The organism is Mesorhizobium sp. M0106, assembly GCF_040322715.1.
Lineage (GTDB): Bacteria > Pseudomonadota > Alphaproteobacteria > Rhizobiales > Rhizobiaceae > Mesorhizobium.
On sequence record NZ_JAMYUA010000009.1, the window covers coordinates 86,460 to 106,180 of the forward strand.

Consider the following 19,721-nt stretch of genomic DNA (forward strand, 5'->3'; position numbering starts at 1 on the left):
ATGCCTGCTGAAGCTCCGCGCGGCGCTAAGCTCACCTCAAAGTGGCTCACGATCATCGGCATCGGCGAGGACGGTGTAGCGGGTCTCGGCGACGAGGCCAAGCGGTTGATCGCGGAGGCCGAATTCGTCTTCGGCGGCAAGCGCCACCTTGCCCTCGTCGCGTCGCTCGCCAAAGGTGAAGCGCGCGCCTGGCCGACACCCTTCGATGCCGAGATGCGCGGCGTGCTGGCGCTCTCCGGCAGACGCGTCTGCGTGCTGGCCTCCGGCGATCCCCTCTACCACGGTGTCGGCGTCACCCTCGCCCGCAAGGTCGCGGCAGAGGGTATGCGGGTGATTCCCGCGCCCTCGGCCTTTTCGCTGGCCGCCTCACGCCTGGGTTTGGCACTGCAGGACGTCGAGACCATTTCGCTGCATGGCCGCTCGCTCGACCTGATCCGGCCGTTGCTGCATCCTTGCACCCGCATTCTCGCGCTGACCTCAGACAGCGATGCACCGGGAGCGATTGCCCGTCTCATGACCGAACTTGGCTTCGGCGCTTCGCGGTTGACGGTGCTGGAGGCGCTGGGTGGGCCGAACGAAAGGCTGCGCTCGGCGAGCGCCGGCACTTTCGACCTCGAAAAGATCAACCCGCTCAACGTGCTCGCGATCGAAGTTGAATCGACTTCGCAAGCACGCATCCTGCCGCTGACAGCGGGACTTGCCGATCATTTGTTCGAGCACGACGGCCAGATCACCAAGCGCGAAGTGCGCGCCGTCACCCTGTCCGCTCTCGCGCCAAGACGCGGCGAACTGCTGTGGGACATCGGCGCCGGATCGGGCTCCATCGGCATCGAATGGATGCTGGCCCATCCTTCCATGCGTGCGATCGCCGTTGAGGCCGATCCGGCCCGCGCCGCGCGCATCCGACGCAACGCCGCGGCTTGCGGCGTTCCTGGTCTTACCGTCGTCGAAGGTTCGGCACCGCAAGCTCTTGCCGGGCTGGAGACGCCCGCGGCGATCTTTATCGGCGGCGGCGGCAGCGATGCCGGCGTGCCGGAGGGAGCCATCGATGCCTTGCCTGCCGGCGGCCGCCTTGTCGCTAATGCGGTGACCCTGGAGATGGAGGCGCTGCTGCTTTCCCGTCACGCCGCGCTCGGCGGCCAGCTCACCCGCATCGCTGTATCCCGTGCTTCGCCGGTCGGTTCGATGCAGGCGTGGCGGCCGGCTATGCCGGTCACTCAATGGAGCTGGGTGAAGCCATGATGGTCGCGGGCATCGGCAGCCGCAAAGGCGTCAGCGCGCGCGACGTGCTTGCCGCGGTAGAAACCGCCCTGGAAGCGCACGGGCTTGCCCTGCCCGCGCTTTCAGCCCTCGCGACCGCGTCTCTCAAGCAGGATGAAGCGGCAATCTTCGCCGCCGGACGCGAACTCCGCCTTCCGGTGATCGTCGTCGAGCAGGATGAACTCAAAGCCGCATCTACGACCAGCCGTTCCGACCTATCGCAGGAGCATGCCGGCACGCCGTCGGTTTCCGAAGCCTCGGCGCTTGCCGCCGCCGGCAAAGGCGCAAAACTGCTCGGGCCGCGCACCGTGCTCGGTGCTGTCACTTGCGCCATCGCCATCAGCGGAGATGCGGCATGACCGTTCACTTCATCGGTGCCGGCCCGGGTGCTGCCGACCTCATCACCTTGCGCGGCAGCCGCCTGCTCGGCAGTTGTCCCGTCTGCCTCTATGCCGGATCGATCGTCGCGCCGGAGCTGTTGCAGCACTGCGCGCCCGGAACGAGGTTGATCGACACCGCGCCGATGTCGCTCGACGAGATCGAGGCCGAATATCTGGCCGCCCACGCGGCCGGCAATGATGTCGCCCGCCTGCATTCCGGCGATCTTTCGGTGTGGAGCGCCGTTGCCGAGCAGATCCGCCGGCTGGAAAAGCACGGCATTCCTTACACGCTGACGCCGGGCGTGCCGTCCTTCGCCGCTGCGGCGGCAGCGCTGCGCCGCGAGCTGACCATTCCAGAAGTCGCGCAAAGCCTGGTGCTGACCCGCATCTCCGGCCGCGCCTCGAAAATGCCGCCGGGCGAAACGCTGGCCGGCTTCGGCCGCACCGGCGCCACGCTGGCCATCCACCTTGCCATCCACGCTATCGACCGCATCGTCGCCGAACTGACGCCGTTCTATGGCGCCGATTGCCCGGTGGCGGTCGTCTTCCGTGCTTCCTGGCCGGACGAGCGCGTGCTGACCGGCACGCTGGCCACCATCGAGGCGCAACTGGCCGCCGATCCGATGGAACGCACGGCAATCATCTTCGTCGGCCGCTCGCTGGCGGCGGAGGGTTTTGGCGAAAGTTCACTGTACGACGCGCACTACCAGCGACGCTTTCGCGGACGGGACGGATTGTGAGCGGCAGCAACAGAAACACTACGGTTGAGCAAGCGCTCACCCGGCTCAACTTCAAGCCGCGCCAGCTTGAGCCCGGGCATGTCTGGCTGGCCGGCGCCGGCCCTGGCGATCCCGGCTGCCTGACGCTGGAAGTGCTGGCCGCCCTCGGACAGTGCGACGCGCTGGTTTATGACGCGCTGGTCTCGCCAGAAGTCGTCGCTGTCGCCGAGCGCGCGGAACTGTTCTATGCCGGCAAACGCGGCGGCAAGCCGTCGATGAAGCAGGACGACACCACCGCTCTGCTGGTCCGGCTGGCGCGCGCGGGCCGGCGCGTCGTCAGGCTGAAGGGCGGCGACCCCTATATTTTCGGGCGTGGCGGCGAAGAGGCGCTGGCGTTGGCCGGGGAAACTATCCCCTTCCGCATCCTGCCTGGCCTGACGTCCGGCCTCAGCGCGCTGGCCGCGACCGGCATTCCCGGCACCATGCGCGGCATCAACAAGGCGCTGATCCTGGCGACCGGCCATGCCGCCGGCACCGATGACGATCTCGACTGGGCGGCAATCGCCCGCACCGGCCAGCCGGTGGTCATCTATATGGGCATGGCCAATCTGCCGCTGATCGCCGCTTCGTTGCTAGAGGGCGGCCTGCCGTCTTCGATGCCCGCCGCGGTCATCGTTGCCGCGACGACGCCGCAGGAGCGTATCGTCGTCGCCACGCTCGCCACGATTGCGGAGGAAACGGCCGCAGCCGGCTTGACCTCGCCGGCGCTGATCGTCGTCGGCGGCATCGTCGGGATGCGCGCGGCACTGGCGGGTGAGCCATGACCCGCGCCATCATCATCGGCGCGCCGCGCTCGGGCTCGGGCAAGACCAGCGTCACCATCGGCATTTTGCGCGCACTTGCCCGGCGCGGCCTGAAAGTGCGCGGCGCCAAATCCGGCCCGGACTATATCGATCCTGGCTTCCACACCGCAGCCACTGGCCTGTCCGGTGTCAATCTCGACAGTTGGGCAATGCCGCCCGCCCTGCTCAACGCACTGGCCGGCGAAGCGACCGAAGATGCCGATTTTATCTTCCTCGAAAGCGCCATGGGCCTGTTCGACGGGATCCCTGCTGCTCCAGGCCGTTCCGGCTCGGCGGCCGATCTCGCACGGCTCTATGGTCTGCCGGTGCTGCTTGTGCTCGACGTTTCCGGCCAATCGACCACGGCTGCGGCCGTCGCCAAGGGTTTTGCCACCTACGATCCGGATGTGCGCATGGCCGGGGTCGTGCTCAACCGGCTGGGCAGCGAGCGCCACCGCCGGCTATGCGGCGATGCCATCGAAGCACTCGGCCTGCCTGTCGTCGGCGCCATCCTGCGCGATCCCTCGCTCAACCTGCCCGAGCGCCATCTCGGCCTCGTCCAGGCCGGCGAATATGAGAATCTGATGGCGCATCTCGACCGGCTGGCCGACATGGTCGAGCGGTCGCTCGACCTCGACTCCATTATGGCGCTGGCGGCGCCATTCACGCCCGCGCCGGGCAATTTCGACGACGCGCTGCCGCCGCCCGGCCAGCGCATCGCATTGGCCGAGGACGCCGCCTTCACCTTCCTCTATCCGCACGTTGCCGCGCATTGGCGCAAGGCCGGCGCCGAGATCGTTCCGTTCTCGCCGCTCACCGATGAGGCGCCAGGCGACGATTGCGATGTCTGCTGGCTGCCCGGCGGCTATCCCGAGTTTCATGCCGGCCGCCTCGCGGCCGCGGCGAATTTCAGGGCCGGCATGGCGCGGTTCGCCGCCAGGCGGTCGGTGCACGGCGAGTGCGGCGGCTTCATGGTGTTGGGCGAAGCGCTCGAGGACGCGTCGGGCGAGACGCATCGGATGCTTGGCCTCCTCGGCCATTCGACCAGCTTCGCCAAGCGCAGGATGAATCTCGGCTACCGCGAGGCGCGGCTGCGGTCCGGCTGTCCGCTCGGCAGCCAAGGCACGCTGATCCGCGGCCACGAATTCCACTACGCACAGATGATTGCGACCGGCAATGACGAGCCGCTGGCCGACCTCGCCGACGGTCAAGGAAATCCGCTCGGCGCCTCGGGCTACCGGCGCGGCAATGTCAGCGGCACGTTCTTCCATGCCATTGCGAGGGGCGGATGAAGGCCTCGCAACAGCAAATTCTCGATGATATCGCGCTTTGCCTCGTCTTCTTTACCCGGCTGCCGCTGCCGAGAGCCGACTTCCGTGGCCGCAGCCTTGCCGCTGCGATCTGGGCTGCACCCGTTGCCGGTCTCGCCGTCGCTCTGGCCGGTGCGCTGGTCTACGCCATCGGGACAAGGCTCGGCCTAGCCGCAGGTCCTGCTGCAGCGTTGGCCCTTGCCGCGATCTTGCTCGCTACCGGCTGCCTGCATGAGGACGGGCTTTCGGATGTCGCCGACGGTTTTGGCGGCGGCAAGACGCGCGACAGAAAGCTGGAGATCATGCGCGACAGCCGCATCGGTGCCTACGGCGCTTGTGCACTTGCTGTCTCGCTGCTGATCCGCTGGAGCGTACTCTCTGGATTCGCCGGCCCGGCTCATGTCTTCTGGGCCCTCATTGCCGCGCATGCGGCCTCGCGCGGCCTGCTCGGCGCCTTCATGCACCTGCTGCCGCCGGCCCGCACCGACGGCCTCTCGGCTGATGCAGGCTTAGTCACCACCGAAACCGCGGGTTTCGGTGCCGCGCTCGGTGCGATCGCGCTGCTAACGCTTGGGGTCGGCGCTGCCATCTTGGCGCTCGTCCTGCTTGCGTTTCTGTTTGCCGCGTTCCGGGCGCTTTGCCTGAACCAGGTCGGCGGCCAGACCGGCGACACCGTCGGTGCCCTGCAGCAGCTGGGCGAGATCACAATCCTGCTCGTCGCTTCCGTTTCCCTTTCCTGACTCTGTTTCGGAGATTTCGCCCCCATGCCTTTCAAATCACTCGATGAACTGCGCGCCGCCTGCCTCGACCTGCCCAGTGGCAGCGATGCCGCCGCAAATGCCGTCGCCCGGCGCCAGGACACGCTGACCAAGCCGCAAGGCAGCCTCGGCCGGCTGGAGACAATTGCCGCCTGGCTGGCGCGCTGGCAGGGCCGCGACGTGCCAAAACTCGACCGCGTCAAGGTCTTCGTCTTCGCCGGCAACCACGGCGTCACCGCGCAAGGCGTGTCGGCTTTCCCTTCGGAAGTCACCGTGCAGATGGTGGCGAATTTCGCCGGCGGCGGCGCCGCCATCAACCAGCTTGCCCGCGTGGCCGGCGCCGAACTCGACGTCATCCCGCTCGACCTCGACCGCCCGACCGGCGACTTCACGCAAGAGCCCGCAATGGACGACAAGGCCTTCCTTGCCGCCGTCTCGGCCGGCTACGGCGCGGTCAGCAGGGAACTCGACCTCGTCTGCTTCGGCGAAATGGGCATCGGCAACACCACGCCGGCCGCGGCCATCTCGACCGCGCTGTTCGGCGGCGGCGCGGAAAGATGGACCGGACGCGGCACCGGCGTCGACGACGCCGGCCTCGTGCGCAAGATCGTCGCCATCGAGGCCGGCCTGAAGCGCCACGCCCCGGCGCTAGCCGACCCCCTGAAGGTAGCGGCAGCCCTCGGCGGCCGCGAGCTCGCGGCGATCCTTGGTGCGACGCTGGCAGCGCGTCATCTCGGCGTGCCGGTATTGCTCGACGGCTTCGTCGGCACCGCCGCCGCGGCACCATTGGCGAGATTGCATCCTGCCGGCCTCGCGCACACACTGGCAGCCCATGTCTCGGCCGAATCCGGCCACCGTCGTCTGTTGGAGGCGCTCGGCCTGCCGCCCTTGCTCGACCTCGGCATGCGGCTCGGCGAAGGCTCCGGCGCCTGCCTCGCAGTCAACATTGTTCGTTCAGCCCTAGAATGCCATACGCGCATGGCAAGCTTTGCCGAGGCTGGTGTTTCGGAGAAGTAAGGCGGAGCCAGGCGCGGATCGCGTTGATGAACAAACCCTCACAGATTTTCGGAGACCCCAAGCACGGGCTTCGCGATATTCTTGCTCGGATCATCACAGATTTCGACAGCAAGAGCGGCGCTTTTGCCGGGCTGAAATACAATTCGCCGTGGATACTCGCCACCGAGGATTGGGCAGAGCGATCGGTCCATACGGTCGAAGAGCTATGCGAGATGATTTCTCAATGCCGGATTTCGGTTCGCTCTGGGAATCCGACGAATCCGCCAATCATCCAAATTTTTGAAGATCTTCGCAGTGCTGCGGAAGAGTGGAGAACAGAGACAGGTTACAGTGATCCGCCCATCCATCTGACCCCGGAATTGACGAAATTCCCTAATCGCAAAGAACTGAAAGCCCATACCCTGAAGGTATGGAGTTCTTTGGGATTGGCGAGGCAATGGCATAGCTATGATGCCAAGGACCTTAGGTTCTGCGGAATTTTTGAGGACAGATTTGGTCACAATGTTACAGTCAGAATGACCTTTAAGCTTGGATATGGTGGGCCTATCCGGCTGGATTTTCACTTTCCTTACTACGCAGACGATGAACCTACATCCTTTGAACTGGGCGGTCTCTCGGGCGAGGCGCTATTCCATGCACTTCGACTGCCCAGGCATCCTGAACTCGAATGGATCGCAAGCAAGAGCAAAACAAACTTCGATGCCGTCGACGGCGTGATAGCCATAACGCGAGCAATCCTGACCTATCTGAAGCCCACTATCCAATAGTCGGGCGAGTCAGCTAGCCGCTTGCCGACATGTGCGACGGGCAAAAGCTGTCTCGCGCCGCGTTAAGGTCTTTCCACCAAATCCCGGAGATTTTTGGTGGGTGCGCACAGGATTGAACTGTGGACCCGCTGATTAAGAGTCAGCTGCTCTACCAACTGAGCTACGCACCCACTCGGCCGGCAAAACCGGCGTTGGCGGGCATATAGCCGCCGACATCCGCCATGTCCAGCCCCGTGGGATTCATTTCCCGACAAATCGCCGAAGTGCCGCAGCCGTCAAACAAAAAGCCTGCCTTCAGCCACCTTCACCGCATGGCCGCCGATGCGGGCGGCGGTCAGTTTGCCACCTTCGACATTCAGTTCGAGGCGAATGCGCGAAGGCCGGCCCATCTCCAGCCCCTGCTCGATCCACAGTTGTGAAACGCCGTCCGTCGGGCCGTCGAAATGCATGATCGCGCCAGCGAAGGCGGCCGCCGCTGAGCCGGTCGCCGGGTCTTCGTAGGACGGATTGCCGGGCACCATCATGCGGACATGGAAGGCACTGTCGTGGTGCACCGTCTCGCGGCAATAGACATAGGGGCTGGCGAAGGCCCAATCGCTCTTGCGTGGTGCGAGCTCCGACCAGGCCTGATTGTCCAGCCTGATCCGGGCGGCCGCCTCCAGATTGGCGACGGGGATGGCCACGTAGGGCACGCCCGCCGACCAGAACGAAACGCGGTGGTTCTCGAAGCCGATCTCGTGCGGCCCAAGGCCAAGGGCCGCGCCGATCGCCTCGGGATCGGCCGACAATGCCAGCTGCGCCGGCAGTTTCGCCAGGTCGAACTCGGCAAAGGTCGAACCGTCGTGCTTGCTGACAGCGCAGCGCACCGGACCGATATTCTCCTCGAGCACGAAGATGCCGGCGGCCTCTCCCGCCATTTCGGCGAGCGCTATCGCCGAGCCGACGGTTGGGTGGCCGGCGAACGGCATTTCATAGTCGGGCGTGAAGATACGGATGCGGGCCCGGTGCTTCGGGTTGTCCGGCGGCAGCACGAAGACGGTTTCGGACAGGTTGAACTCGCGCGCCACCGCCTGCATCGCCGCAACGTTGAGCCCGTCACAGTCGAGCACGACGGCCAGCGGATTGCCGGCCAGCCGGTTGGTGGTGAATACGTCGTAAAGCAAGTAATTCCGCGGCTGCATCTCAGTAAGTCCTCTGCCTCATTCCCAACATGAGCGAAATTTAATTTGAATTTTGCACCATAAGGCCTGATTTGTGCACTGATGGGATACCACTGAACATAGGGGTCCGGCGTGGACCAGATTGTCAATCTGCCAAAGACGGAATCCGCTTCCGCCATCGAGACGGCGCTCGGGCTCGACCACCAGGGCCTGAAGACAAAACGCCGTCGCGGTTGGCTTTACGCAGTGTTCGCACTGCTTGCCGTCGCCGCGACTGTCGTCGGCTACCAGTGGTATGCGGGCTCGCCCGCCAAGATCGAGTATACCACGACACTGGCCGCCATGGCCGACCTTACCGTCGCGGTTTCGGCTACCGGCACGCTGCAGCCTCTCACCCAGGTCGATATTTCCAGCGAACTCTCCGGCGTCGTCCGCTCGGTTTCGGTCAACGAGAACCAGCTGGTGAAGAAGGGCGATGTGCTGGCCGCGCTCGACACCGCAAAGCTGGAGGTGCAGATCGAGCGCGCCCAGGCCTCCGCCAAGGCAGCGGCGGCGAGCGTCGAGGACGCCACCGTGACCCTGGCCGAAAACGAAAAGGCGCTGGTGCGCGCGGCGCAACTGACCAAGCGCGGCATGGCGACGGACCAGTCGCTCGAAGCGGCAACCGCCACGCGCGACCGCTCGAAAGCGGCGCTCGATATTGCCAAAGCCAACCTCGCCATGGCCAGTGCCGATCTCAAGGCGCAGCAGACGGATCTTGCCAAGAGCACAATCTACGCTCCGATCGATGGCATCATACTGACGCGCTCGGTCGATCCCGGCCAGACGGTCGCCTCGTCGCTGCAGGCGCCGGTGCTGTTCGTCATCGCAGCGGACTTGAAGAACATGGAACTGAAAGCTGCGGTCGACGAGGCCGATATCGGCGCCGTCAAAACCGGCCAGCATGCGCGCTTCACCGTTGACGCGTTCCCCGAACGGCCATTCGACGCCGAAATCCGGGACATTTCCTATGCCTCGGTCACCACCGACGGTGTCGTTACCTATGATGCAAGGCTCGACGTCGACAATAGCGAGCTTCTGTTGCGGCCCGGCATGACAGCCACCGTCTCGGTCGTCACCAAGCAGGCCAAGAACGTGCTCACCGTGCCATCGATCGCCTTCCGCTACCGGCCGGCGCAGACGGCGGAGCGCGGCTGGAGCCTCACCGACGTGTTCACCGGCCGCATGGGGCGCCCGGGCGGCAACCGCCAGCGCCAGGCGGCGACGAAGCCCACCGACGGCTCGCGCACGCTTTACGTGCTGGAGAATGGCCGGCCGCATCCGGTCAACGTCAGGGTCGGCTCGACAGATGGCGAACTGACCGAGATCGTTTCCGGCCTGGAGGAAGGCGCGCAAGTCATTACCGCCTCGCAGCAGCGGAGCTGATCGTGGCATCGGGCGCGACCACCCTCATAGGCTTCGACAAGGTCTGGAAAAGCTATGGCCAGGGCGAAGCCCGGGTGCATGCGCTGGCCGGCGTCGACCTCGCCATCAGGCGCGGCGAATTCGTCGCCATCATGGGTCCGTCGGGCTCAGGCAAATCGACGGCCATGAACATCATTGGCTGCCTCGACACGCCGACGGCCGGGACCTACAGCTTTCAGGGCATCGATGCCGGCCGCCTCGACCGCAACCGCCGCGCCGTGCTGCGCAACCTCTATGTCGGCTTTGTCTTCCAAGGCTATAATCTCTTGCCGCGCACCACGGCGGCGGAGAATGTCGAACTGCCGCTGATCTATCGCGGCGTTGGCGCCCGCGAGCGTCGCGGCCTTGCCATGCAGGCACTTGCCGAGGTCGGCCTTGTCGGCCGTGAGCATCATACCCCGGCGGAGCTCTCCGGTGGCCAGCAGCAGCGCGTGGCGATCGCCCGCGCCATCGTCACCAGGCCGACGCTGCTCGTCGCCGACGAGCCGACCGGCAATCTCGACACCGCCCGCACGCACGAGATCATGGAACTCCTGACGCAGCTGAACAGCGAGCTCGGGCTGACTATCGCCATGGTCACGCACGAAGCCGATGTTGCCGGCTATGCGCAGCGCACGATCCGTTTCCTCGATGGCCATGTTGCCTTAGACACAGCCAATCTCGAGATGGCCTAGCCATGATCTGGGAAACCGTTCGCCTCTCGCTCCGCTCCATCCGCCGCAACGTGCTGCGCTCGTTCCTGACGCTGCTCGGCATCGTCATCGGTGTTGCCGCCGTGATCGCCATGCTGACCATCGGCTCGGGGACCACCGAGAAGGTCAAGTCCGACATTTCCAAGCTCGGCAGCAACCTGCTTGTCATTCGTTCCGGCCGACCGGCCGGGCCCGGCGGCCCGGGAGGGCTCGACCAGGTGGTCCGGCCTCTTGCCTACAAGGACCTCACAGCGCTTGCCGCGCATCTGGACGGCTCGCGTGCCATCTCGCCGGCGTCGCAAAAGCAGGTGCGCGTCATTTTCGGCACCGAAAGCCTGACCTCGGGCGTCACCGGCACCGACAGCGCCTATCTCGATGCCCGCGACTGGAAGCTGGTTTCGGGCCGCCCGTTCAGCGATTCGGAAACCCGCTCGGGGACCGGCGTCTGCCTCATCGGCGAGACGGTGCGCCAGCAGTTCTTCGGCGCCGGCGACCCTGAAGGCGAGATCATCCGCGTCAACCGCACGTCCTGCAAGATCATCGGCCTGCTCGAACCGAAGGGCTATACCGGTTTCGGCCAGGACCAGGACAATGTCGTGCTGATGCCGCTCGCCGCCTATCAGCGTCGCATTGCCGGCAATCGCGACATCGACTCGATCTATGTCGCCGCCGACGACCGTACGCCAACCACGGTGCTGCAGCAGCGCGTCGAGGACATCTTGCGCGACACACGCCGCATCACGCCCGACCGCGACGATGATTTCTCGATCCGCGACATGACCCAAATCGCCGATGCTATGGCCAGCGCGACCACCACCATGACTGGCATGCTCGGTGCCGTCGCCGGCGTCAGCCTGCTCGTCGGCGGCATCGGCATTATGAACATCATGCTGGTGTCGGTAACCGAGCGCACGCGCGAGATCGGCATCAGGCTCGCTATCGGCGCCCATGAAAAGCATATCCTCATCCAGTTCCTGGTCGAGGCAACCGTGCTGTCGCTGCTTGGCGGCATCATCGGCATCCTGATCGGCCTGGCCCTTGCCGGCCTCGCCTCGCTGACGCTGACGATCCCGTTTGCGCCAAGCCCGGCGGTCATCCTGCTTGCGGTCGGCTTTTCCGCGCTGATCGGCATGGTGTTCGGCTTCTTCCCGGCGCTGCGCGGCGCGCGGCTTAACCCGATCGACGCGCTGAGGCATGAATAGGCATTGCAGCAAGTGTCGCCTCCAGACGCTGCCAATTTTTTATGCAACCTGCCCTTGTCGCTGCACATTCTGCAATGATAACAATGCTGTTGGGGACTAAGGGGGGAACAATGGATGAGCAAGAAAGCGCGACTGGCTCTGGCGATTGTAATCGTCGAAGCCGCCTTGGCAGGGCTTTGGTGGAATTTGATCCTTTATGGGATGGAGAATCCCGATCGCGTCACCGCTGACTTCCAGCAGGTAATTGGGCAGACGATGGGAACGGCGATGGGCGCGCTCCTGGGTCTCGGCGTGCTGTTGTATTTTGTTGCCGCCCGCAACGACCGCAAGGCTATTGAAGGTAGGCTACGACGTTAGAGTTGGAACCTTGCTCGCTCGCAAAGTGCCATTCGATCAGCGGTCTCATATGCGGCATCAGCCCGTCCGGCAGGTCGGCTGCATTGCGGATGATGACGGGGCCTTCGATTTCAGGCTCTGACTCGGCCGCGACGAAAGCGCTGATCCGCTGTGCCAGGTCGTCGGCGGACGCCGTCTCGCGGTAGCGGCGAAAGATCACCGTGCCGCTTGCCGTCGACAGGGCGTAATGGCGCCTGCCGCGTGTCGCGCCGGATAGATCGAGGCCGGTCTCTTCCCGCACCTCGCGGATCATGTTGAAGTCCACGTCGACAAGGCCGTCGCGGAAATCGGTTGGCTCGAACGAGCCGGCGGCGAAGTAGATGCGCCCGGCGTTGACCGTATGCGGCGCCATGCGGATCGCCACCAACGCGTTGTCGCCGGCGACCAGCATGGCGTGAGCGTAGGCATGTTCGGCGCCAGGCACCTGTCGATTGCTGCGCCAAAGCATGAAGGTCGAATAACGCACCGCATGGCAACGGCCGACTAGGCGATTGTCGCGATAGCTGAGAGCGGAAAGCAGCACCACGGTGCCGTCGAAAAGCGCCGGCTTGGCCGCGGTCTCACGCCGCCAGTTCTCGGCGATCGCGTCGGCATGATCGCGCTCGAACGGATGCGGGCCGGAATCGAGCCTGACGTCGATGGCATCGACCGGCAGGATGACATTGCGCGGCAGGTCGAAACTCACGCCTGTCTCACACCATGTCGAGGGCAATTGCTACCGGGCAATGGTCGGATGCCTTCGGCCGGTCCCATCCGGCACGTGGGAAGCGCTCGACCTCCTGGCCCGCTGGAAATATGGTGCGCCAAGGCTGGCCGTTGCGGATGATATCGGGAACCGCGGTGGCGTTCTGCCTGGCCAGCGCCCTCGACAAAAGGATGTAGTCGAGCTGGCAGAGATGCCGCTCTTCCGGTCCGCGTGTGTGATAGAAAGTCCAGCGGTCCATTTCCGGCCGCCGCTCGACCGCGTTTTCACAAAAGCCGCCGGCAGTGAGCACATCGATGCAGGACCGGCTCTCGTCGATGACCTCGAAACGGTAGCCGTCGACGGCATCGCCGGTAATCTTCACGCGCTGCCGGTAGTCGTTCATGTCGCCGCAGATTGCCCAGCGCTTGTCGGCGGCATGGTCCTTGCCGAAGCGCTCCTCGATGATCAGGCGAACCGCTTGCGCCTCGGCGATGCGCAGCGGCATTGTTGCTTCACGGCCGTCGAGGCCGTTGCGGGGCGAGCCCATCGATTTGAAATGCACGAGATAGAGCGTCAACGGCGCGCCAGCCACCGTCAGATCGATTTCCAGGCAGTCGCGCCGGAAGATGCGCTCATTGGCCTGATACCCAAGCGCTGCCAATTCCGGCGTGTGCAGGCCGAATTGCTCGAACGTGACATAGGCGTAGCTGGTCATGCGCACGAATTCGATTGGCTGGCCCTGCGCGGTCTCGTTGCGCATCATCACGGCGACGTCGATGCCGCGCGAATCATTGCCGGCGGTGGTGTATTTCTGGCGGTAGCCTTGCCCCACCATCTTGAACAGATAGCCATATTCGAAGGCCCTCAGCGCCTCGATATTGTCGACCTCCTGCATGCAGATGATGTCGGCGCGGGTGGCCGCGATCGCCAGCGCCGTCAACTGCCGCGTGTCGTCGGATTGGGCGATGGCCCGCGCCTGCTCGAGCATCTTGTATTCGGCCTCGCTCTGAATGTCGAAAAGCGCCAACGTGCGATCTTCGTTGAGCTGATTGCGGTATCCGGAATAATCAAACCTGTTCATCAGGTTTTCGACGTTGAAGGTGGCAAGGCGCAGCGACATGGCTTTGACCTTTGCCCGCAAGCGCGCCCGAAAACAAGGGCGCAGAAACCAGGCGGCTCTGATTGATCGCGCGCGCCCTATGGTTGACGGAACCTTTTTGTTCATCTTCCGTTCAGATGGAAAGTTCCATCAATAGGCCCTTCCCCGGGGTATTCTGGGCGTGGGGCCTGAATCTTCGGAGAGTGCGATGAAACCGCTCTTTTTATCTTCCGCCAGATCCGGGCTGATGGCCCTCGGTCTGATCGCCGGCCTCTCGGCCCCGTCGCTTGCCGGGCCGATGCCCAAACCTCTGCTGCCGGTGGCGGGCAATGCCGCCGACATCGTGCAAATTCGTGAAGATTGGGCCGGCGGCAACGACAGGCAGATATGGCGTTGGCGCAACCACGGCTTTCGGCAATGGCACGGCGGCGACGATTGGAGATGGCGGTCCCACAATTTCCGCGGCCGTCATTTTTCGAGACACTGGGACAATGGCGGCTGGGACGACAGCTGGCGCTGGCGCCACCATCGCCGCCATTACCGCGGCGGCTACTATGATGATGGTGCGGGTGCCGCGATTCTTGGCTTGGGCCTGGGGCTCGGCCTTGGCAGCCTGTACAACAGCTACAACTACTACGACGCGCCGCCACCGCGCCGCTATTATCGCGCAGGGCGGCTTTCCAGTGCACATGTCCAATGGTGTTACAATCGCTACCGGTCGTACCGCGCCTGGGACAACACCTTCCAGCCCTATTACGGGCCGCGCCAGCAATGCTACTCGCCCTATAGGTAAGCAGGCTGACAACAAGCATCATTCGGCGCCGTGCTTCGCGGCGCCTTTTTCTTCCAGCCAGGAACCGCGAACATCGCCCAGTCCCGACTGCTGATAACGCTATTTTTATCAGGCAGGTCTAATAATCCTCCCGATCAGAACGCCCGAGACGCGAAAAATGGCTGGATTGCGTGCGATGGCCGAGGACGAACAGAGGGACAAACGCCGGCAGCGCGTCTTCAAGGGCGCGACGATCCTGACCGGCATGAGCAATTCCGAGGTCACCTGCACGCTGCGCAACATGCATGCCGGCGGCGCCGAATTGAAGGTCTCGATCGATGCGCGCGTGCCCGATGAGTTCCTGCTCTATGTTCCGACCGACGGCGTTGCCTACAAAGCGGTGGTCCGCTGGCGCCGCGAGGACCGAATCGGCGTGATGTTCACCGGCACCCAGCCAAAGCCCAGTTGGCATTACGGCTGAGATCTCACCTGCGCTATCCGGGTGGCAGGACTTGCAGTGTCTGCTCGTCAAACAGCGGCTCTTCCTGGCCGACGCGAACGAACAGAAGCTTTCGCAGGTCGAGTGATTGCACCTCGAAATACTGAATGCCGTCCGGGGCTTCGCCCCATTCGCCGCAAGGCGGTTCGCCGACCTCGTCAGGGTTAGCGACGGTCTTCAATTGCTCACGATAGGCGGCATCGGGCCTGAAAACATACCGGAGGATGCGCGCGGGCGTCGCCGCGTCGGTGTAAGGCGTGAGCACGCAACGTGTGCTGATGGCTTTCTCGGTCTTCTCTGTAAAAATGCGCTGCAACGCAGCGTCGGCGGCTTCGCCCGGCAGCATATCGAAGACTTCGACGACGGGATCGGCCGGCCCGCCGTCGCTGTATTTGATGGCAAGCGCATTGCCGCCAAGCTCGAAATGAATCCGGCGAAAACCGAAATCGCAGCGCTGCACCCAGGCAGCCAGCCCGACATCCTTGTCCGCCAGCCGTTCCCAGCTGCATTTGTCGACAGGCGGACGCGACGGCTTGCCTTGGTCGGCACGAGCGCCCGTAGCCATGGCCATAAGGACCGGCAGGGCGCAGATGCAGGCCGGCAGTCTCTTGCTATTCATCGCTGCAACCCGACAAGGTAAAGGCATCCCAGGCTGAACCATCGGGATTGGCATTGGCGAAATCGGGCCATTCGGTAAAAATCGCGCCGAAGTCAGGCAACAGCAACCCTGCCGGTGCCGGCGAGGCTTGGCGGGAGCTCAACTGCTCGGCACCGCCTGCATTGAACGCATAGACCTGCCCATCCCACACTCTGCACAGCCCGGTGCCGTCCTCGAGACCCGCCTCACGATCGTCGTCGGTGCAGGTGTGCCGGATCGTGCCCACAGGAAACGAGTACTTGCCATTGGTCCAGGTAATGTCCGACGGCAGGCGAAGGTCGGTGTTCGGCACGATCAGCGAAAAGACCTCGGTCGTCAGCGCGGCCGGCTCGTTGTTGGTTGGCCGGAACTGTATCGTTGCTCCCGAACGCGGCTCGCGATAGGTCGCATGGCTGAGCGGACATTCTGTTGCGTTCGCTGCTTGCAACAGGCTCAGCATGCTCAGAAAAATAGCTGCTGCTTTGCGGATGATCATTTAAGTCCCTTGGAGCAGCATCATTGTGAAGTCTGAGCATCGATGCTTTAGCATGGCCCAAGGCCACGTCGAAAAGAAAGAATCGATGATGCGAAATCTCTTGATGCTCATTTCGATCCTAGCATTTTCGTGCGGCCACGCCTTTGCCACGGAACCCTATGTGGGCACATGGTCCGGGGACAGATCGAACTGTACCGCCGTTGCGGATGTTCAACGCCAGACTGTCTACACATTGTACCGCGACGCGCTGTCGGTCCCTGCTCTCGGCTGCGAACACGCAACGTTCCTCAAGACGCCCACGGGCTGGGTGGCGCGGGCCAGCCAATGTTACGGATCCGACCCGTCGGCCGAAGAGCCGTTCTCCCGTGTCATCCATATTGTGGTCGACGGGGCGACGTTGAGACTGACATGGCCGGGCTTCGACAGCGGAGTTCTTGTCAGGTGCTGACGACAAGTGTCCTCTTCCTCTGGATCTACAGCGTCTAGGACGGCAGCTTCAGCATTAGATCACCCCGACAAGCAGCGCGGCTCCACCTATCAAGCCAACGGCGCAGACCCACAGGAGCCAAAGCCCGCTCACCCTGCATTCGAGAACCGCTGCAACTGGGTTGTCGGGATCGTAGTGGACCTCAACCTTGTCGCCCTGAAGATAGCGCTGTGATTGACCGCTGACGAGGCTCGGCAGCGAAGCCGTCACGTTTGCGCCGAAAGCGATGCGATCGGCGGCATAGCGCTGGCCGGCGACGCTATAGCTGTAGACGATGCGGGATTTGAAGACTGTTCGCCAGGGCCGATAGCCGCCTCCGGACCTGTCGCGGGTCTCGAATTTCTGCAGGCCCGAAGCATCGATGCGTCCTGCCGTGATCGGCCATTTGGCCGCCTGTTCCGCAAGTGACTTCTGGGCAAAGCCCATGCGCAGGACAAACAATCCCATGAAAAGCAGCAGGGCAGCGGCGCCGAGGTTCTGCGGTCTGGGCAAAAACGGCCGGATCGCTTCGAGGACGCCGCCGACGGAGAGGACCAATACAAGCGCGCCGACCACCAGCCCGGCCGAAAGCTGGACCATGAACTTGAAGGAGCCGTCGGGCATGGTGCGTTCGATCACGGCCTTGGCTGGATCGGCCGGATTGTAGAAGACGGTTACGCCGGCTCCGTTTGGAAATTTCGCAAGGGTTTCCGCCACGGCAAAGTTTCCAAGGTTCTCCTGCACGCTGTAGTGCGAACTGCGAAATGTCTTGCCGTTCACCTTGTATTCGAAGGTGATTGCCGGGAAGTTGCGGATTTCGGTCGACCCTCTGCTGTCCGAACCGGATCCCGAACTGGTCACCTCGCGAGCCTCGACCCGCGACGAGATGATCTTTCCCGGCGTCGGAGACCAGCGGCTGACCGCCCTCACCTCCCACCACTTCAGCAAGGTGACGAGGGAGAGCATGCCGGCAACCGCGCAGGCAAACCCGACCAACAGAAATTTGAGTTCCAACTCTCACCCCCTTGGCACTTTTGTGCCATGCCCCGCACAGGCATATCACGGTGATGAGGATAGTGCGCCTGTCCAGAAGCCTGGAAACCACACAATCTTGATGCGAAAAGGCCGGCGGATCGCTCCGCCGGCCTTTCTTGATCGGCAATGAAATTGCGATCGGTTCTTGGCCTTGTCGACCAGCTTGTTCATGGAAATTCCCACGCGCCCGCAGCGCGAAGCCCGAGGACGGGTAACGAAACGAACGTGGATGTCCTTCAGTTCTTGGCCTTGTCAACCAGCTTGTTCTTCGAAATCCACGGCATCATCGCGCGCAGCTTGGCGCCGACTTCCTCGATCTGGTGGCTGTCGTTGTTGCGGCGGATGCCCTTGAAGCGCGACATGCCGGCGCGGTATTCCTGCATCCATTCCGAGGTGAACTTGCCGGTCTGGATATCCTTCAGCACGCGCTTCATCTCGGCCTTGGTCTCGGCGGTGATGATGCGCGGGCCCGAGACATATTCGCCCCATTCGGCGGTGTTCGAGATCGAGTAGTTCATGTTGGAAATGCCGCCTTCATAGATCAGGTCGACGATCAATTTGACCTCGTGCAGGCACTCGAAATAGGCCATTTCCGGCGCGTATCCGGCTTCCACCAGTGTCTCGAAGCCGGCGCGGATCAATTCGACCAGGCCGCCGCACAGCACCACCTGCTCGCCGAACAGGTCGGTCTCGCACTCCTCGCGGAAATTGGTCTCGATAATGCCCGAGCGGCCGCCGCCAACGCCGCAGGCGTAGGAGAGCGCCAGGTCGAGCGCATTGCCCGAAGCGTCCTGGTTGACCGCGACCAGGCACGGCACGCCACCGCCCTTCTGGTATTCGCCGCGCACCGTATGGCCAGGCCCCTTCGGCGCGATCATCACGACGTCGACCGAAGCTTTAGGCTCGATCAGGCCAAAATGCACGTTGAGGCCGTGGGCAAAGGCGATCGCTGCGCCATCGCGGATGTTCGGCGCGATCTCGGATTTGTAGATGTCGGCCTGCAGCTCATCCGGCGTCGCCATCATCATCAGGTCGGCCCACTTAGCGGCATCGGCTACGCTCATCACCTTGAGCCCGTCGGCCTCGACCTTCTTGGCGGTCGCCGAGCCAGCCTTGAGGCCGATGGCGATGTCCTTGACGCCGGAATCCTTGAGGTTGAGCGCATGCGCCCTGCCCTGGCTGCCATAGCCGATGATAGCGACCTTCTTGCCCTTGATCAGGTTGAGATCGGCGTCGCGATCGTAATAGACACGCATTTTTCTTCCTTCCCGTTTTGAACCAGAGCATGATGCCGAAAGTGTGAAGCGGTTTTCGGACGACATCATGCTCCATCTTTTAGCGTAGAGCCGGATTCAGATTTCAGGTCGATTTGACCTGAAATCATCCGGCTCTATGGGCCCTGCGGCCCGGTTTTTGCCCCGAAAAGAGCGAGAAACTGCTGCGTCGCCCGGACGGCATCGCCGCCGATCGCCACATCAGTCAATTCCAGCCGGTCGCCAAGCAGCAAGCGGATCTGCACGTCACGGGCGACCAGCCCGAAAAAGGTGCGGAACGCCGTCTCCGCGTCCGAAAATTCAAGGAACCCGGCCTGTCTCCCGGCCTCCAGCACCGGCTTGAGGCGCTTGGCCAGCGCAAATCGACCGTTCTCCAGCACGATGGCGCCGAGATCGTCCTTCCCCGAACTAGCATGGCCGACCGCCACCCTGTTCAGCGCGATCGAGGTGTCGCTCGAAATTACCTTGAGCCAGTCCGAAGCGAAGCGTTCGAGGCTCGCCGTCAGCGAAGGGAGGTCGAGCCCCTTGCGGTCGACCGGCACTACCCGCACCTTGGACGCCTGCCATTGTACCGTTGCCGTCAACAGCCCGTCGCGATCGCCGAACCATTTGTAGAGCGTCTCCTTCGAGCAGCTCGCCCGCCGCGCCACGGCGGTCATGGTCAACTGATCGCCCTCTTCGACCAGCAGGCGAAGGGCGGCGTCGAGCACGTCCTTCTGCCGCTCCGTCAGCGCCTCGCTGGTGTCGATGTCGGTCACAGCGTGCAATACAGTTTTTCCTCAGGAGGCAAA

At 63.6% G+C, this 19,721-nt stretch carries 22 protein-coding genes and 1 tRNA gene; 14 read left to right on the forward strand and 9 right to left on the reverse strand.

Annotated features, from left to right (window positions below; all coding sequences use genetic code 11):
- Genes cbiE through NKJ55_RS11715 form a run of 8 tightly spaced genes read left to right on the forward strand, consistent with a single transcriptional unit; the run spans position 1 to position 7,053 of the window.
- Entirely contained in the window at positions 1-1,242 is a 1,242-nt protein-coding gene (gene cbiE / locus NKJ55_RS11680; RefSeq protein WP_352450026.1) for a precorrin-6y C5,15-methyltransferase (decarboxylating) subunit CbiE, read from the forward strand.
- Positions 1,239-1,619 (forward strand): cobalamin biosynthesis protein, encoded by a 381-nt coding sequence (locus tag NKJ55_RS11685; protein WP_023676642.1) that lies wholly within the window; start codon positions 1,239-1,241, stop codon positions 1,617-1,619. The genes cbiE and NKJ55_RS11685 overlap by 4 nt, the downstream gene beginning before the upstream one ends.
- A complete protein-coding gene (gene cobM, locus NKJ55_RS11690) occupies positions 1,616-2,380 on the forward strand; it encodes a precorrin-4 C(11)-methyltransferase (protein ID WP_352450027.1) in 765 nt (254 codons plus the stop codon). The genes NKJ55_RS11685 and cobM overlap by 4 nt, the downstream gene beginning before the upstream one ends.
- Positions 2,377-3,183 (forward strand): uroporphyrinogen-III C-methyltransferase, encoded by an 807-nt coding sequence (cobA, locus tag NKJ55_RS11695; protein ID WP_352450028.1) that lies wholly within the window; start codon positions 2,377-2,379, stop codon positions 3,181-3,183. The genes cobM and cobA overlap by 4 nt, the downstream gene beginning before the upstream one ends.
- On the forward strand, positions 3,180-4,493 hold the full coding sequence (locus tag NKJ55_RS11700; protein ID WP_352450029.1) for a cobyrinic acid a,c-diamide synthase CobB: 1,314 nt from the start codon (positions 3,180-3,182) through the stop codon (positions 4,491-4,493). The genes cobA and NKJ55_RS11700 overlap by 4 nt, the downstream gene beginning before the upstream one ends.
- Positions 4,490-5,251: an adenosylcobinamide-GDP ribazoletransferase gene (locus tag NKJ55_RS11705; RefSeq protein WP_352450030.1), complete on the forward strand. Its 762-nt coding sequence runs from the start codon at positions 4,490-4,492 to the stop codon at positions 5,249-5,251. The genes NKJ55_RS11700 and NKJ55_RS11705 overlap by 4 nt, the downstream gene beginning before the upstream one ends.
- Positions 5,252-5,275: 24 nt before the next feature.
- A complete protein-coding gene (cobT, locus tag NKJ55_RS11710) occupies positions 5,276-6,286 on the forward strand; it encodes a nicotinate-nucleotide--dimethylbenzimidazole phosphoribosyltransferase (protein WP_352450031.1) in 1,011 nt (336 codons plus the stop codon).
- A 26-nt stretch (positions 6,287-6,312) separates the two neighbouring features.
- On the forward strand, positions 6,313-7,053 hold the full coding sequence (locus NKJ55_RS11715; RefSeq protein ID WP_352450032.1) for a hypothetical protein: 741 nt from the start codon (positions 6,313-6,315) through the stop codon (positions 7,051-7,053).
- A 94-nt stretch (positions 7,054-7,147) separates the two neighbouring features.
- On the opposite strand, the gene NKJ55_RS11720 is transcribed toward NKJ55_RS11715, so the two are convergent.
- Positions 7,148-7,223 (reverse strand) — tRNA-Lys (locus NKJ55_RS11720).
- 105 nt (positions 7,224-7,328) lie between these two features.
- Positions 7,329-8,234, reverse strand: a complete 906-nt coding sequence (locus tag NKJ55_RS11725) for a PhzF family phenazine biosynthesis protein (protein WP_352450033.1) — start codon at positions 8,232-8,234, stop codon at positions 7,329-7,331.
- Positions 8,235-8,345: 111 nt separating this feature from the next.
- Here NKJ55_RS11725 and NKJ55_RS11730 point away from each other — a divergent pair, with 111 nt between their 5' ends.
- The 4 genes from NKJ55_RS11730 (at position 8,346) to NKJ55_RS11745 (ending at position 11,928) form a co-directional block, all read left to right on the forward strand.
- On the forward strand, positions 8,346-9,638 hold the full coding sequence (locus NKJ55_RS11730) for an efflux RND transporter periplasmic adaptor subunit (RefSeq protein ID WP_352450034.1): 1,293 nt from the start codon (positions 8,346-8,348) through the stop codon (positions 9,636-9,638).
- A gap of 2 nt (positions 9,639-9,640) precedes the next feature.
- Entirely contained in the window at positions 9,641-10,351 is a 711-nt protein-coding gene (locus NKJ55_RS11735) for an ABC transporter ATP-binding protein (RefSeq protein ID WP_352450035.1), read from the forward strand.
- A 2-nt stretch (positions 10,352-10,353) separates the two neighbouring features.
- Positions 10,354-11,571: an ABC transporter permease gene (locus NKJ55_RS11740; RefSeq protein WP_352450036.1), complete on the forward strand. Its 1,218-nt coding sequence runs from the start codon at positions 10,354-10,356 to the stop codon at positions 11,569-11,571.
- Positions 11,572-11,685: 114 nt separating this feature from the next.
- Positions 11,686-11,928 carry a hypothetical protein gene (locus NKJ55_RS11745; RefSeq protein ID WP_023720771.1) on the forward strand — a complete coding sequence of 81 codons (243 nt, stop codon included), beginning with the start codon at positions 11,686-11,688 and terminating at the stop codon, positions 11,926-11,928.
- On the opposite strand, the gene NKJ55_RS11750 is transcribed toward NKJ55_RS11745, so the two are convergent.
- Both NKJ55_RS11750 and NKJ55_RS11755 read right to left on the reverse strand, forming a co-directional pair.
- On the reverse strand, positions 11,903-12,652 hold the full coding sequence (locus tag NKJ55_RS11750) for a hypothetical protein (protein WP_352450037.1): 750 nt from the start codon (positions 12,650-12,652) through the stop codon (positions 11,903-11,905). The two genes, NKJ55_RS11745 and NKJ55_RS11750, sit on opposite strands and share 26 nt — an antisense overlap.
- A gap of 7 nt (positions 12,653-12,659) precedes the next feature.
- Entirely contained in the window at positions 12,660-13,772 is a 1,113-nt protein-coding gene (locus NKJ55_RS11755; protein WP_352450038.1) for an endonuclease/exonuclease/phosphatase family protein, read from the reverse strand.
- A 187-nt stretch (positions 13,773-13,959) separates the two neighbouring features.
- Between NKJ55_RS11755 and NKJ55_RS11760 the strand changes: the two genes are divergently transcribed.
- Entirely contained in the window at positions 13,960-14,544 is a 585-nt protein-coding gene (locus tag NKJ55_RS11760; RefSeq protein WP_352450039.1) for a BA14K family protein, read from the forward strand.
- A 175-nt stretch (positions 14,545-14,719) separates the two neighbouring features.
- Entirely contained in the window at positions 14,720-15,004 is a 285-nt protein-coding gene (locus NKJ55_RS11765; RefSeq protein WP_352450131.1) for a PilZ domain-containing protein, read from the forward strand.
- A gap of 13 nt (positions 15,005-15,017) precedes the next feature.
- On the opposite strand, the gene NKJ55_RS11770 is transcribed toward NKJ55_RS11765, so the two are convergent.
- The 5 genes from NKJ55_RS11770 to NKJ55_RS11790 form a co-directional block, all read right to left on the reverse strand.
- The gene (locus NKJ55_RS11770; RefSeq protein ID WP_352450040.1) at positions 15,018-15,641 is read right to left on the reverse strand and encodes a hypothetical protein; all 624 of its coding nucleotides are present in this window, start codon (positions 15,639-15,641) and stop codon (positions 15,018-15,020) included.
- Positions 15,634-16,155, reverse strand: coding sequence for a hypothetical protein (locus NKJ55_RS11775; RefSeq protein WP_352450041.1), 522 nt, complete (start codon positions 16,153-16,155; stop codon positions 15,634-15,636). Before NKJ55_RS11775 ends, NKJ55_RS11770 begins: the two co-directional genes overlap by 8 nt.
- A gap of 502 nt (positions 16,156-16,657) precedes the next feature.
- On the reverse strand, positions 16,658-17,635 hold the full coding sequence (locus NKJ55_RS11780; protein WP_352450042.1) for a DUF3592 domain-containing protein: 978 nt from the start codon (positions 17,633-17,635) through the stop codon (positions 16,658-16,660).
- A gap of 257 nt (positions 17,636-17,892) precedes the next feature.
- Complete coding sequence (ilvC, locus tag NKJ55_RS11785; RefSeq protein WP_352450043.1) at positions 17,893-18,912, reverse strand: ketol-acid reductoisomerase; 1,020 nt, start codon at positions 18,910-18,912, stop codon at positions 17,893-17,895.
- 134 nt (positions 18,913-19,046) lie between these two features.
- Complete coding sequence (locus NKJ55_RS11790) at positions 19,047-19,697, reverse strand: TetR/AcrR family transcriptional regulator (RefSeq protein ID WP_352450044.1); 651 nt, start codon at positions 19,695-19,697, stop codon at positions 19,047-19,049.
- Positions 19,698-19,721 lie beyond the last annotated feature (24 nt).

Excerpts from the sequence above, each read along its gene's own strand:
- cbiE (WP_352450026.1), top strand. The coding sequence starts at position 1 with ATGCCTGCTGAAGCTCCGCGCGGCGCTAAGCTCACCTCAAAGTGGCTC.
- NKJ55_RS11685 (WP_023676642.1), top strand. The coding sequence starts at position 1,239 with ATGATGGTCGCGGGCATCGGCAGCCGCAAAGGCGTCAGCGCGCGCGAC.
- cobM (WP_352450027.1), top strand. The coding sequence starts at position 1,616 with ATGACCGTTCACTTCATCGGTGCCGGCCCGGGTGCTGCCGACCTCATC.
- NKJ55_RS11700 (WP_352450029.1), top strand. The coding sequence starts at position 3,180 with ATGACCCGCGCCATCATCATCGGCGCGCCGCGCTCGGGCTCGGGCAAG.
- NKJ55_RS11705 (WP_352450030.1), top strand. The coding sequence starts at position 4,490 with ATGAAGGCCTCGCAACAGCAAATTCTCGATGATATCGCGCTTTGCCTC.
- cobT (WP_352450031.1), top strand. The coding sequence starts at position 5,276 with ATGCCTTTCAAATCACTCGATGAACTGCGCGCCGCCTGCCTCGACCTG.
- NKJ55_RS11715 (WP_352450032.1), top strand. The coding sequence starts at position 6,313 with ATGAACAAACCCTCACAGATTTTCGGAGACCCCAAGCACGGGCTTCGC.
- NKJ55_RS11725 (WP_352450033.1), bottom strand. The coding sequence starts at position 8,234 with ATGCAGCCGCGGAATTACTTGCTTTACGACGTATTCACCACCAACCGG.
- NKJ55_RS11740 (WP_352450036.1), top strand. The coding sequence starts at position 10,354 with ATGATCTGGGAAACCGTTCGCCTCTCGCTCCGCTCCATCCGCCGCAAC.
- NKJ55_RS11745 (WP_023720771.1), top strand. The coding sequence starts at position 11,686 with ATGAGCAAGAAAGCGCGACTGGCTCTGGCGATTGTAATCGTCGAAGCC.
- NKJ55_RS11755 (WP_352450038.1), bottom strand. The coding sequence starts at position 13,772 with ATGTCGCTGCGCCTTGCCACCTTCAACGTCGAAAACCTGATGAACAGG.
- NKJ55_RS11760 (WP_352450039.1), top strand. The coding sequence starts at position 13,960 with ATGAAACCGCTCTTTTTATCTTCCGCCAGATCCGGGCTGATGGCCCTC.
- NKJ55_RS11765 (WP_352450131.1), top strand. The coding sequence starts at position 14,720 with ATGGCCGAGGACGAACAGAGGGACAAACGCCGGCAGCGCGTCTTCAAG.
- NKJ55_RS11770 (WP_352450040.1), bottom strand. The coding sequence starts at position 15,641 with ATGAATAGCAAGAGACTGCCGGCCTGCATCTGCGCCCTGCCGGTCCTT.
- NKJ55_RS11775 (WP_352450041.1), bottom strand. The coding sequence starts at position 16,155 with ATGATCATCCGCAAAGCAGCAGCTATTTTTCTGAGCATGCTGAGCCTG.
- ilvC (WP_352450043.1), bottom strand. The coding sequence starts at position 18,912 with ATGCGTGTCTATTACGATCGCGACGCCGATCTCAACCTGATCAAGGGC.